This window comes from Vibrio sp. 1727, from assembly GCF_033344415.1.
GTDB classification, from domain to species: Bacteria; Pseudomonadota; Gammaproteobacteria; order Enterobacterales; family Vibrionaceae; genus Vibrio; species Vibrio alginolyticus.
Window position 1 is genome coordinate 134,204 of sequence record NZ_JAWPOT010000015.1, and the last position, 13,244, is coordinate 147,447.

Annotated in this window: 11 protein-coding genes and 1 tRNA gene; 8 read left to right on the top strand and 4 right to left on the bottom strand. The window is 44.8% G+C overall.

Annotated features, from left to right (window positions below; genetic code table 11):
- Window positions 1-121: 121 nt before the first annotated feature.
- The 7 genes from R8O10_RS15395 (at window position 122) to R8O10_RS15425 (ending at window position 7,633) form a co-directional block, all read left to right on the top strand.
- A complete protein-coding gene (locus R8O10_RS15395) occupies window positions 122-1,429 on the top strand; it encodes an isochorismate synthase MenF (protein WP_042524025.1) in 1,308 nt (435 codons plus the stop codon).
- Window positions 1,426-3,144 (top strand): 2-succinyl-5-enolpyruvyl-6-hydroxy-3-cyclohexene-1-carboxylic-acid synthase, encoded by a 1,719-nt coding sequence (menD, locus tag R8O10_RS15400; RefSeq protein WP_213891947.1) that lies wholly within the window; start codon window positions 1,426-1,428, stop codon window positions 3,142-3,144. Before R8O10_RS15395 ends, menD begins: the two co-directional genes overlap by 4 nt.
- On the top strand, window positions 3,131-3,958 hold the full coding sequence (menH, locus tag R8O10_RS15405; protein ID WP_042524030.1) for a 2-succinyl-6-hydroxy-2,4-cyclohexadiene-1-carboxylate synthase: 828 nt from the start codon (window positions 3,131-3,133) through the stop codon (window positions 3,956-3,958). Before menD ends, menH begins: the two co-directional genes overlap by 14 nt.
- Window positions 3,951-4,817: a 1,4-dihydroxy-2-naphthoyl-CoA synthase gene (gene menB, locus R8O10_RS15410; protein ID WP_318191539.1), complete on the top strand. Its 867-nt coding sequence runs from the start codon at window positions 3,951-3,953 to the stop codon at window positions 4,815-4,817. The genes menH and menB overlap by 8 nt, the downstream gene beginning before the upstream one ends.
- A 125-nt stretch (window positions 4,818-4,942) precedes the next feature.
- Window positions 4,943-5,932 (top strand): o-succinylbenzoate synthase, encoded by a 990-nt coding sequence (gene menC, locus R8O10_RS15415; RefSeq protein WP_064367948.1) that lies wholly within the window; start codon window positions 4,943-4,945, stop codon window positions 5,930-5,932.
- Window positions 5,917-7,344 (top strand): o-succinylbenzoate--CoA ligase, encoded by a 1,428-nt coding sequence (menE, locus tag R8O10_RS15420; RefSeq protein WP_225455710.1) that lies wholly within the window; start codon window positions 5,917-5,919, stop codon window positions 7,342-7,344. Before menC ends, menE begins: the two co-directional genes overlap by 16 nt.
- Window positions 7,345-7,444: 100 nt before the next feature.
- On the top strand, window positions 7,445-7,633 hold the full coding sequence (locus R8O10_RS15425) for a hypothetical protein (protein WP_017634658.1): 189 nt from the start codon (window positions 7,445-7,447) through the stop codon (window positions 7,631-7,633).
- Here R8O10_RS15425 and R8O10_RS15430 read toward each other — a convergent pair.
- The 3 genes from R8O10_RS15430 to R8O10_RS15440 all read right to left on the bottom strand — a co-directional run bounded on the left by R8O10_RS15430 (window position 7,630) and on the right by R8O10_RS15440 (window position 11,152).
- On the bottom strand, window positions 7,630-8,559 hold the full coding sequence (locus R8O10_RS15430) for a YeiH family protein (protein ID WP_005384270.1): 930 nt from the start codon (window positions 8,557-8,559) through the stop codon (window positions 7,630-7,632). The genes R8O10_RS15425 and R8O10_RS15430 overlap by 4 nt on opposite strands.
- Window positions 8,560-8,673: 114 nt before the next feature.
- Entirely contained in the window at window positions 8,674-10,548 is a 1,875-nt protein-coding gene (locus R8O10_RS15435) for an MFS transporter (protein WP_005384269.1), read from the bottom strand.
- Window positions 10,549-10,561: 13 nt separating this feature from the next.
- Window positions 10,562-11,152, bottom strand: a complete 591-nt coding sequence (locus tag R8O10_RS15440; RefSeq protein ID WP_005382308.1) for a TetR/AcrR family transcriptional regulator — start codon at window positions 11,150-11,152, stop codon at window positions 10,562-10,564.
- A gap of 392 nt (window positions 11,153-11,544) precedes the next feature.
- Here R8O10_RS15440 and R8O10_RS15445 point away from each other — a divergent pair, with 392 nt between their 5' ends.
- Entirely contained in the window at window positions 11,545-12,417 is an 873-nt protein-coding gene (locus R8O10_RS15445; RefSeq protein ID WP_005384268.1) for a Tim44 domain-containing protein, read from the top strand.
- A 589-nt stretch (window positions 12,418-13,006) separates the two neighbouring features.
- Here the strand turns inward: R8O10_RS15445 and R8O10_RS15450 are convergent.
- Window positions 13,007-13,091, bottom strand: a tRNA-Tyr gene (locus tag R8O10_RS15450).
- Between the last annotated feature and the right edge of the window lie 153 nt (window positions 13,092-13,244).

A 13,244-nucleotide genomic window follows, 5' to 3' on the forward strand; every position in this document is an offset into this window, starting at 1 on the left:
AGTTTTGCTCGCTTGCTATCACAGGATTTTGCAAAAGATCGCATACGACCTTGATTTGCTTTGGGTCTAAACTTAGAGTAGCCGTCAGTTACCATTTATCCTCACATACAACGAGGTTGATTTGTCACAGTTCCATCAAGCCGTAAAGAGAATTATCGAGCGAGTTCAGCAATCGGAAGGCAATCAAACACGTCTGGTCGAGCCCCTTAGCGAGAAACCCAATTTCTCATTTATTGATTGGCTTGATGCACAACCACTTTTCCCTAAGTTTTATTGGCAGTCCCGCGATACACGTGAAGAGGTCGTTGCACTAGGGCAATTGCACGCTTTTGTTGAGCCAGGTCCTGCTTATACCATTCTAGGTGAAGGGCAAAGAGTCTGGGGCGGGCGCTCTTTTGATGGGCAGCATGAGAAGAATCGCCGCTGTATGCCTTCTTTTTTCTTTTTGCCTCAAATTGAGTTAATTCGTTTTGACCAACAGTGGTCTCTCGCAGTTAATATTTCAGAAGACAAAGCGCGAACTCTAGCTGGGTTGAATAAACTGGTTTGTGAGGTCGCAACCTTAGCTCCAATTTCGTCTCACATCCGCTCTATTGTTCATACGCCAAGTCAGCCTCAATGGAATGAGTTAGTTCATAAGGTTCTGACTGGTATAGAGAATGATGATTTTAAGAAAGTGGTTTTAGCGCGTCGCTCTACCGTGCAGCTTGATAACACATTAAGTGCTGCACAGCTACTTAAAGCAAGTTACTTAAATAACCATCATAGCTTCCATTTCATGCTGAGCTTAGACAGTAAGCACAGTTTTATGGGGTCTACGCCAGAACGTTTGTATTCTCGCGTAGGGCATGAGCTACATACCGAAGCGTTAGCAGGTACGATTGGTCGGGGAGACAATGCCACTCAAGATATGGAGTTGGCGAATTGGTTATCCCAAGACCAAAAGAACCTCAACGAAAACCAGTATGTGGTGGACGACATCATTGATCGTCTATTACCGCATTCTGAAATGGTTGAAGTGGAAGCTGAACCGAGTTTGGTCAGACTACGAAAAGTGCAGCACCTTAAGCGAAATATTCACGCTAGTCTAAGAGCGGGGATAAATGGTGTTCAGTTGTTATCGGCGCTTCAGCCAACAGCGGCGGTTGCTGGCTTACCCCGACAAGAGTCCATGCAGTTTATTCTTGATAATGAGCCCTTTGCACGCGGCTGGTACGCGGGGTCAATGGGTTATATAAGCCATGAACGAGCAGAGTTTTGTGTCGCAATCAGAAGCGCGCTTGTGCTCGGTGATCAAGTACAACTGTTTGCGGGCGCAGGGATTGTGCCTGGTTCTGTAGCAGAACATGAGTGGGCAGAACTTGATAAGAAAATGTCGACGTTACTTACGCTGATTTCTGATCATCCGCCATTGGGAGTCGCATCATGAGTCATGACCAAGCGGTGCTCAATCGAGTTTGGTCAGAAACCATATTGATTGAGCTTCAGCGATTTGGCGTTAAGCATGTTTGTATCGCTCCCGGATCTCGTTCTACTCCTTTAACTTTAGAAGCGGCAGAACAGTCCGACTTTTCCATTCATACTCATTTTGATGAGCGTGGACTGGGCTTTATGGCTCTTGGTTTAGCGAAAGCTACTCAGGAGCCAGTGGCAATTATCGTTACCTCTGGTACGGCAGTGGCGAACCTATTACCGTCGGTTGCCGAAGCCAAACTTACTGGTGAAAAACTGGTGCTGCTGACAGCAGATCGTCCAGTAGAACTTGTCGGCTGTGGTGCAAACCAAGCGATAAATCAATTGGGTATTTTTTCACATCATGTTTCGGCCAGTTTGAATTTACCAAGCCCAAATTTAGCAACGTCGCTTAACTGGTTGCTGACCTCTGTTGACGAAGTGATGTTTACTCAGAAATTGCAGGGTAGTGCTGTTCACATTAATTGTGCATTTCCAGAGCCTTTGTATTCCAACGGCGCAAAAGCGGATTATCAAACCTACTTAGATTCGGTCGCCGGATGGCGAAAAGGAAGCGGCACTTATACTCAGCGTTTTAGCCATTTGTCACAGGCGAACATCCCGTCTTGCTCAGACAAAAAAGGGTTGGTTGTGATTGGCAGCTTACCGCTTGAACAAGCGCGTTCGGCGCAGGCGTTTGCACAAAAAATGGGATGGCCGGTACTTGCAGACCCGCAAAGTGGTTTGAGTTCGGATTGGGCGCATTACGATGTATGGCTTCAACGTCCCGAGTTCGTAAACGAGCTTGAGTCTTGTGAACTTATTATCCAGTTTGGTAGCCGAATCATCTCCAAACGTTTGAATCATTGGATTGATAAACAAGTTTCGCAGAGTCAACAAGATAAAGACGTTCAGTATTGGTATGTCTCACCTTGTATGGACCGGAATAACCAAAATCATCTGGCGCAAATGCACTGGATTGAGCCTCCTCAAACGTGGGTTTCTCGCATTAGTTTTGAGAAGTCAATATTTGCTGGGTGGGCTGATAGGTTAGCGAATGACGTTAAGCGAGTTCATCAACGTATCGAAGAAGCCTTCCTATCTGATTCAGCGTCTGCCATTGACGAAATTGCGTTGGCAGCAGACATCAACGAGCGCACAAAGAACGTAGATGTTTTCTTGGGTAATAGCTTGTTTGTTCGGCTTGTTGATATGTACGGAAAATTTGATGGTGTAGAGGTTTTCACTAATCGAGGCGCGTCAGGGATTGACGGTTTGTTTGCTACGGCATCAGGCGTGCAACGGGCAAGAGGTAATCCGTTACTGATGTATATCGGTGACACAGCAGCACTTTATGATCTCAATTCTCTGGCGCTATTTTCTCACAATAAACTGCCGGCGGTACTTGTTGTTACTAATAATGACGGCGGTGCGATTTTTGATATGTTGCCAGTACCACCAGAGCGCAGGACGACATATTATCAAATGCCTCATGGTTATCAGTTTGAACACGCGGCAAAGCAGTTTGGTTTGGCGTATTTGCATGTTTCTACACTGGAGCAATTCCAATCATCTGTAAAAGAGCATTTATGTCACCGCCAAGGCACGTTGCTGGTCGAGGTTCAAACCCCACCTAATCAAGCTGCTGAGACACTCAAGGCATTTAATAAGAGTCTGAATGCTTTACTTTGAACGTTTCCCTGTATTAGAAAAACACCAAAGTAGAACGTTGCCCACTTTGGTGTTTTTGCATGGCTTACTCGGTAGCGGTGCCGATTGGCTCGCGTGTTTAAATGCATTACCCGAATATGAACGTGTTACGGTTGACCTTCCTGGTCACGGACGCAGCCAATCTATTTTTTGCTGCGATTTAAATGATTGCTGCAAACTTCTTGGTTCCACACTATCTTTATTATTTCCCTCACAACAACCACTTATTTTGATTGGATACTCTATGGGCGGCCGCATTGCGATGCATGGTATTGCCCATCAATGCTTTCCAGAGCTCAATATTGCAGGCGCGATTATTGAAGGGGGAAACTTCGGGCTTCAAACTGAGTCAGAGAAACAGGTGAGATTAGAGAATGATGCTCGCTGGGCAATGCGTTTCAAAACTGAACCACTTGAACGTGTTTTGAACGATTGGTACCAACAAGCGGTGTTTTCTTCACTAAACCATGAGCAAAGACAAACATTCATTGCGAAGCGAAGTGATAATCTTGGCTCAGCGGTGGCGAATATGTTGATGGCGACATCGTTAGCCAAACAGGCATATTTGTTGCCCTCACTGCAAAAGCAGAACATACCAGTGTATTACTTGTGTGGTGAGAAAGACCAAAAATTTAGCCAACTGGCACAACGTAGCGGGTTGGCGTATCGACAAGTTGAAGGCGCTGGTCATAACGTCCATCAAGAGCAGCCCAAACAGTTTGCGATACATACCAAGCAAATAATTCAGTCTCACTTTGGTGAGAGTAACGAGAACAATGGGAATCACCATGGCTAAAACAGTAGGCATTTCTGAAGAAGAACTTTACGCTCCGGTTCAATGGAAAGATTGCGGCGAGAAATACGAGGACATTCATTACCATAAGTCTGAAGATGGTATCGCGAAAATCACCATTGCGCGTCCTCAAGTGCGTAACGCGTTTCGTCCTCAAACGGTAAAAGAGATGATTGATGCGTTTGCAGATGCGCGTTACGACTCTGGTGTTGGCGTGATCATTCTGACAGGTCTAGGTGAAGACGCATTCTGTTCTGGCGGTGACCAGAAGATCCGCGGCGACTACGGCGGCTACAAAGACGACCAAGGTACGCACCACCTAAACGTATTGGACTTCCAACGTGATATTCGTACTTGTCCAAAACCAGTGATCGCATCGGTGGCAGGTTGGGCTGTGGGCGGTGGTCATGTTCTGCACATGATGTGTGACCTAACGATTGCAGCTGACAACGCTCAATTTGGTCAAACAGGCCCTAAAGTGGGTTCATTTGATGGTGGTTGGGGTGCATCTTACATGGCTCGTATCGTAGGCCAAAAGAAAGCTCGCGAAATTTGGTTCCTATGTCGTTTCTACAATGCTCAAGAAGCGGTAGACATGGGCCTAGTAAACACAGTTGTACCACTAGCGGATCTAGAGAAAGAAACCGTTCGTTGGTGTCGTGAAGTACTACAGCACAGCCCAATGGCATTGCGCTGCCTGAAAGCTGCATTAAACGCAGATTGTGATGGTCAAGCGGGTCTGCAAGAGCTAGCGGGTAACGCAACGATGATGTTCTACATGACTGATGAAGGCCAAGAAGGTCGTAATGCCTTTAACGAGAAGCGTCGCCCAGACTTCGATAAATTCCCTCGCAACCCATAATCCGTCTAAATGAGGAGCGTGTTAGCTCCTCTGTTCCTTTTTTCCTGAGCGCCTCGCCCTCTGGGAGGCTGGTGGGATTGCTCGTCAGAACGCTCAAATATACGGCATTACATAGGACTTGAATTATGCGTGAAGCGAAAATTTATCGTTATAGCTTGCCCATGGATAGTGGTGTCATCCTACGTGACAACAAGCTAACCGAACGTGTTGGTTATGTTGTTGCGCTTTCCGAAGATGGTAAAACAGGGCTTGGAGAAGTCGCTCCTCTTCCTGGTTTTAGCTTAGAGAGCACCGAAGATGCGGGTGTTCAGCTACAAGAACAGGCGGAGCGTTGGGTAGCAGAGTTGGATGTGGATTATGCCAAGATGTACCCGTCGGTTGCGTTTGGTTTATCGATGGCACAGCTTGAATTAGCTGGTGGCTTACCACAACAAGGTAAATACCAAACAGCGCCACTATGCACTGGCGACCCAGATGAGCTCATTCCAAAGCTGAACGAAATGGAAGGTGAGAAAGTCGCTAAGGTGAAAGTTGGACTTTATGAGCCAATTCGCGATGGCATGCTTGTGAACCTTTTTCTTGAATCAATCCCTCAATTAACGCTTCGACTCGATGCCAATCGCGCTTGGACACCAGAAAAAGCGCAGCAGTTCGCTAAGTACATTGCTCCGTCTCTGCGTCAACGAATCACGTTTCTAGAAGAGCCGTGCCGCTCTCCTGGCGATAGTCTCTCTTTTGCGATTAATACTGGTATTGCTATCGCTTGGGATGAAACATTGCAAGATGCGGTTCGTCGTGAAGATTTCCGTCTTGAAGATCTAACTGGTGTGAAAACGATCATCATCAAACCCACACTCATTGGTTCAGTGGATTTTTGTATTACACTGATAGAGAAAGCGAAGTCACTGGGGATGAAAGCAGTGATTAGCTCGAGCATTGAATCCAGTCTCGGTTTAACTCAATTAGCGCGCTTTGCCCAATGGCAGCTGCCTGATGAAGTTCCAGGTTTGGATACGATTGGCTTACTCAAAGCTCAGCTAGAGCAGGGCTGGCCTAAGTGTGAACTTCCCGTTCTTCCTCTAAAAGACCAGGAGATTGTGTGGCATTCTGCGTAGACAATATTGCGAAGGCACCATGGAAATATTGGGCTCAAACGAGCCCTTTTTCTATTGCACTCAAGACATCAACAGAAGTATTAAACTGGCAACAACTCTCGAAGCGTATTGACCAATACACTCACTATTTGAATGACTTGGGTGTAACTCGGGGGGATGTGCTGACTTTGGTTGGCAAGAACCAAGTAGAAACACTGTTGTTTTATCTTGCCTCCAAACAGTTAGGTGCGCTCGCTGCGCTGACCATGGAACAACCACTAGATAAGTTGCAGGGTAAGCTTGCTACACTTTACAGGCCTGATCAAACTCGGTTTATCTGGTTTTCTCAGGAGTGCGCTTCGACCTTTTCTGAACATGATATACAAAAACTCAAGGCAACATTGCTTTCATCGCCTGTAGTATCACAGCAAGAGAGTGATTCGTTGACTGAAGATAGCTATCATCATGACCGGCTCGCTTCAGTAGTATTTACTTCTGGCTCTACAGGGGAGCCTAAAGCTGTGGTTCATACACATCGACAGCATCTTGCGTCTGCAGAGGGCTTGTTGCAGGAGTTCATTTTCACTCAGCAAGATGCTTGGCTGTTATCGCTTCCGCTGTATCACGTCTCTGGATTAGCGATTGTCTATCGTTGGCTATATGTCGGAGCAACACTAAAAGTCGGTTCAGGGAAACTTGTTGATGATGTTCAGGGCGTATCACACGCTTCTTTGGTTGCGACTCAGCTCAAACGGTTATTGGATGATGATGCACATTTGTCATTGACACATGTGCTACTGGGCGGCAGTCACGTTGATCATGAGTTGGCACTACGAGCATCAGGGCAAGGCATTGAGACGTGGTTAGGTTATGGGATGACGGAGGCGGCCTCTACCGTTACCGCAAAGAGAATTGACAGCACCAGTAATGCTGGACATGTATTGAAGCACCGTAAGATAAAATTAGTTGACCAACGCATTTTTGTTGGCGGTAAGACATTAGCGGCAGGGTATTTCCATCAAGGACATGTTACCCCATTTCTGGATGAGAAAGGCTGGTTTGACAGCAAAGATCTTGGCGAGTGGCAAGGTGATGAATTAAAGATAATCGGCCGTGCCGACAATCAGTTTATCTCTGGTGGTGAGAATATCCATTGTGAAGAGATTGAAGCCGCTTTGAACCAAATTGATGGTGTAGTGCAGAGTATAGTGGTTCCAGTCGAAGACGCGGAGTTTGGTCATAGACCAGTAGCTGTGATTCAGACCAATGGATTGCGCAGCAAGTCGGAGTATGACCAGCACTTGCAATCAAAGTTAGAGAAGTTTAAATGGCCAGTGGAATACCATGTAATGCCAGAAACTCTACTAGAAGGTGGGATCAAAATTTCACGTAAGGCCGTGAAAGAGTGGCTGTTGTCATCACTTCAGCATTAGTCAATTTTGCTATGTATTAGTCATAAAGAGAATTTCGTATCCTTATAACTCTGAATCATAATTATGCTTCTTAGTGGAGAGAAAATGCATAAGGTTCAGGATGGCAAAGCTAGTTTTAATTGCGGCAGTAGCACTACAAATTGGTATCGCGATAAGTAGTGAAGGGCTAGCCCGCTCTCTTGCAGAGCTAACGGCATTTTTGATCGCTATTGCGTTGGTCGTTATATACAAAAATAGCAAACGGGAAATACCGTCCCCTCAACGCGATAAGCAGACCACCAATATCTAAAACAGTAACCAACTTAGAGAAGTGGTAGAAATTAGCACCCACAGAGTCACACCAAACAACAGCGGCTTAGCTCCAGCTGACTTTAGTTTTGAAATTGAAATGCTGCAACCTATCAAGAACAGACATACAACCAACGCTTGCTTTGCTCCAATGAAAATGCCGTGATAGACCATTTCAAATTGAGGAAAGAAGTCGCTAAACGCGATAGCTGCACAGTACCAAAAAATGAAATAAGGGATAGCTAGTTTTTTCTTTCCATTCTCTTTTTGGCCTCTTGAAAAGATGACGGCACTGATCAAAGCAACAGGAATGATCCATAAAGCGCGCGCGAGTTTCAATGTTGTTGCCGTCGTTAGTGCTTCTTCCCCATAGGCCGAGGCAGCCCCGACAACAGAAGATGTGTCATGAATGGCAATCGCAGCCCATGTGCCAAACGTGTGTTGATCTAGCCCTAAAGCATGTCCAATCACAGGAAACACAAAGAGTGCAATGGAGTTCAGGACAAACACTGTTGCCAGTGCTAATCCAATCTGCTCGTCTTTCGCTTTAATCGCCGGTGCCACAGCAGCAATTGCGCTACCACCACAAATTGCAGTACCTGATGAGATTAAGTAAGCGGTTACTCGCTCCAATTTAATTACCCTGGCAATGAGAGTGCCCATGATCAGTGTGCCTGTAATAGTGGCGATGATCAGGCCGATACCATCCGATGTGACTGCAAGTGCTTGCTCAAAGTTGATGCCAAAGCCTAAGCCAATAATCGAGTAAGACAGCAGCTTTTTAGTAAAAGAAGCGATGGGCAGCTCGGAAGGCACAAAACCAAAACTTGCGAGTAGAAAACCGATAACTAGAGCAATGGGAGAGGAGGCAAGAGGGGTTAGACAAAAAAGTAACGCCAATCCAAACAGGAGGTAGTTTCTATTCAAGGTTTTTATTCGCTGTTGTGAATGAAAGGGAGAGTATATCGCACTGGGTGTGGTCAGTTTGTCTTAATGATTTGAACACATGTTCAGTTATCCTAAACATGTGTTCAAGTGTATTTATCGCCAGTCGCCTCTAAGTTGATGCACTTTATCGAACATTGTTTTTGCCGTTGCCTCGTTTGGTGGCACCGGTTGTCCTGCCTCTATTTCTAGCTTTGACCAAAATCGAGTCGGTAAGCCACAGCATGCGCGACCTTTTGCGCGGCTGAAATAGCTTCCCCATAAGCCTTTAAGTGCAACAGGTATGACAGGTACTGGACTACGACGTAGGATTATATCAATACCGCGCATGAATTCATTCATTTCACCATCTGAAGTTAATCTTCCTTCAGGGAAAATACAGACGATATGACCTTCGCTTAGCGCAGCTTCCACATCGTTAAATGCACGTCTGATAGAGCTTCTGTTACTCGCTGAAATTGGAATTACCCCAGTTCGACGTAAAAAGCGCCTTAATGGAGGTAGGTTGGCGTAATCTTCCTCCATCACAAAACGAATCAACCTTGGGCATACGGCACTAAGTAGCAATGCATCCATGTAGCTTACATGATTACATACAATCAATGCCCCACCATGCTCGGGTAGGTTGTGTAGATTCTTATGCTTAACTCGATAGATGGTGTGCGTAAGCATCCACATGACAAAGCGAACTACAAAAATAGGAATTTGCAAAAAGATGTAAGCGGCGACTAAGAAATTTAAAATGGCTAACAATGCAAACAGCTGAGGAATTGTCATCTTGATTACACTTAGGCACACAATACCTAAGACAGCGCTGCCGACCATAAACAGAGAGTTAAAAATGTTGAGCCCTGCGATGACTTGAGCACGTTCGGTTTCCTTTGCTCGATGCTGCATTAATGCGTAAAGAGGCACGATAAACAAACCGCCCGAAGCGCCAATCATCAATAGGTAGAAAAATAATGGCCAAAAAGGCTCATATCTAAAGAAGTCTACAAAGTTATGGAAAGTAGGTAGATCATTGGGAATGGAAGTGGCCATTAGGTACCCAAATACCGTAATGCCAAAGGCACCAATTGGCACAATACCGACTTCGATACGATGGTTTGAGATCCAATTGCAAAGTAGCGACCCTAGCGCGATACCAATGGAAAATAGAGCGAGCAAGAAAGACACCGCACTCTCGGTGCCATTTAGGTAAATCTTAGTGAAATTCGGGAATTGTGTTAGATATGCGGCGCCTAAAAACCAAAACCAGCTTATTGCCATTATGCATTGAAAAACAACTCGATCGGATTTGGCGATAGAGAGCGTGTGTTTGGTTTGCTTGTATGGTTGCCAACGAAAAGAGAGATTGGGCGCGCTGGCTGCAGCAAAGGGGATTGAGCGGCTCGACAAGTAGCCTAACAATGCGAAGATCACGACACAAAATGCGGCGAGGTATTTTGCGTTGTCTGCAGAGGCTATAATCCCAGCGCCTAAGGTGCCAATAAGGATGGCGATAAAGGTACCAGCTTCAACAAGAGCGTTGCCGGGCACTAACTCTTTAGCATTTAACTTTTGAGGCAAAAGGGCATATTTAACTGGGCCAAAAAATGCTGACTGTGTGCCCATTAAAAACAGTAGCAATAAAAGCACACCATAACTTTCGGTTATGAATCCGATGGCACCTAACAGCATGATGGCTATTTCAAATAGTTTGACCTTACGAATAAACCATGACTTTTCATATTTGTCGGCTAATACGCCAGCGGAAGCAGAGAACAGAAAGAACGGTAGAATGAACAAGCCTGCCGCAAGGTTGATGAACAAATTGCTCGAAATAGGTAGTGCACTGGAGCCAGCGAATGCGACAAACAACAGCAAAACGTTTTTAAAAATATTGTCGTTGAAAGCGCCAAAAAACTGAGTAATGAAATAGGGCAGGAACTTTCTCTGCGTAAGTAAGGACGGCTGTCTGTCGGATGACATGGATAATCCTTTGTTACCAGTTCGTGAGGTAGTTAGAAAGAAGATTACTGATCAATTCTTTGCCATCAATCGGTTCACTAGAGAAAAACTTATCATCAACACTGAGTAAAGTAATGCCATGTACGCCAGACCAAAGGACTCGACTCGCTTGAATCACTTCGGATTCAGTACGATGTGGTGCGATTTGAGCCAATAGTGACTCTAGCATTCCCGTCATACCATCGATACGTTTGGCATGCCATTCCGGAAGTTCTGCTCCATTCATGTTGTGTTCGAACACTAACTGCCAACGGTATGGGTGTTTTTGAGCAAAATCGTGGTAGCAATAAGCGAGTTCAAAAAGCGCTTGATGGGAGTCTTTGCTGTCATTAGTCGCTTTGCGTGCTTCTTGAGATAACTCATCTAAAGTTTGAGCGACAACATGAAGCAACAACAAATTATAATTACCAAAAACATTTACCAATGTGCTTGGCACGTAACCAATCATGTTAGCGATTTTACGAAGACTGAGTTCGTGGTAAGAATTCTCATCTAAAAAGTTTTTGACCGTTGTTAACGTCAAATTCACTAACTCTTCTCGGGTGTGATCGTTTCTGCGCGCCATACTCTCAAACTACTTTATTGAACATCGTTCAATATGATAGTCAGCTACCTATTAACCGTCAACAAGGCAATGTGTCCAAGTGCCCTCAAGGTGTAGGATTCTGAGCTGTGTCACTGATTCTAATTCAAGTAAAACAATCTGGAGTATTAGTGAACTTATTCCATACTTTTTTTACATTGATCAAGCGCATTTAGCTGAATTGCAAGCAGTGTGAGCAGTCTGCATTTTTGGCAATATTCTGATACATGTCAGCTTCTATAAGCTATTTTCATCAATCGGTATACAGAGTATGATGACTTAAAAATCATCTTTGGCGTGCTACTGTTTGAAACAACGATTGTTTCGTCTTGAAAATGGGGCACTATCTTAGATAGCTAACTTTAAGGATAACGATGAAACGTTTATTTTCTATTGTTGCTTTATTGATGTTTACTGTTGCTGTAACGCCTATCGCGGAAGCGAAGAAGTTTGGTGGCAGTAAGTCTTTCGGTAAGAGCTACAAAACTGCACCAGCACCGAAACAACAGCAACAAAACACCAATACGGTCGGCAAAGATCAGACGACAAAGTCTTCAAGTAAGAAAGGCCTTATGGGTGGTCTGCTAGGCGGACTTCTTGCTGGTGGTCTACTTGCTGCATTCTTTGGCGGTGCTTTTGAAGGTATCCAGTTTATGGATATCCTAATTATTGGTTTGATTGCCTTTGTCATCTTTAAACTAATGCGCGGTATGCTAGGTGCGAAGCAGGGCAGTATGAACCAGCATCGTCAACAGCCTGCATTTGGTGGCAACGCATCTAAGTTTGAGCAACCAAACATGCAAAACTTTGAGCAACAACCAAACACAAATAATGGTGGCTTTGGTGGTTTTGGCGCTCAAACAGACGTACCACATAACTACCCACCGGGTTTTGACCAAGCAGCGTTCATTAATGGTTCTCGTGAACACTATCGAATCCTGCAAGGTGCGTGGAATCACAACCAGCTAGAAACTATTGAAGAATATGTTTCTCCAAGCTTGTTTGAAGACCTAAAAGCAGAGCGCGCGAAGCTCGACGGTGAGCAGCATACTGACGTAATGTACGTTGATGCGGAGATCGTCCGTGCTGATTACGATGCAAATAAAGCACAGCTTAGTCTGCAGTTTAGCGGTCGTTACCGTGACACAGTAGAAGGTGTTGAAGAAGAAATCGAAGATATCTGGCACCTAGAGCGTGACTTGACTGCGCCTAATGCGCCATGGTTAATCGTTGGTATTCAAGGCTAGTCACCTTTAAACCAATTTAGTCACTAGTAAAAATCCCGCATCCCCTGCGGGATTTTTTGTATCTATCATTTATATTTCTTGTACGTGTTTTTATACAAACATCACTAATTGAGTCCGTTTGGTAATTTTGCGAGCCCACTTTTTCTAGTAAGTCCTCAAGTGTTTTCCTATTTATATTGAACATTCATATTAAGGTCATACGAACTAACAAAATCAAAATAGCTAGTACATTGTTTGTAGGGTAAAGATCTGCTCCTCAGCCTTTTGTTTGTGGAGTTTCACATGGGGTTGGTTGCTTTAGTGAGATTGAGTATAGGTTATACCAATCGTAGTAAATAACTGGTCATTCTAGCTTGTTAAAATACTCGATAACTGCGTTGCAATTTTTGATTGTAGAATAACTACTTATCAAAAAATTGCGCCTTGTTCTCAAGCATTTTCCCTACGCTATTTCTGATCACTTATTTACCGTGATAGGTATTCAATCGAGAAGAGTTTCGGTTAGGAGTGAAAGGTTCGTTGTAGTAGGACTATGCTATCAAGATCCTGAAACGAAAAAAGCCAGCTCAATGAGCTGGCTTCTTCAATATGGTGGAGGGGGACGGATTCGAACCATCGAAGGCAGTGCCGGCAGATTTACAGTCTGCTCCCTTTGGCCACTCGGGAACCCCTCCAGGGTGTTTTATACTTAAAAGTTAGTTTCCCAACCTAGCTTTCAAGTTCTTCTCATGTTTAAAGGAAAAACATAAGAAAGAATATGGTGGAGGGGGACGGATTCGAACCATCGAAGGCAGTGCCGGCAGATTTACAGTCTGCTCCCTTTGGCC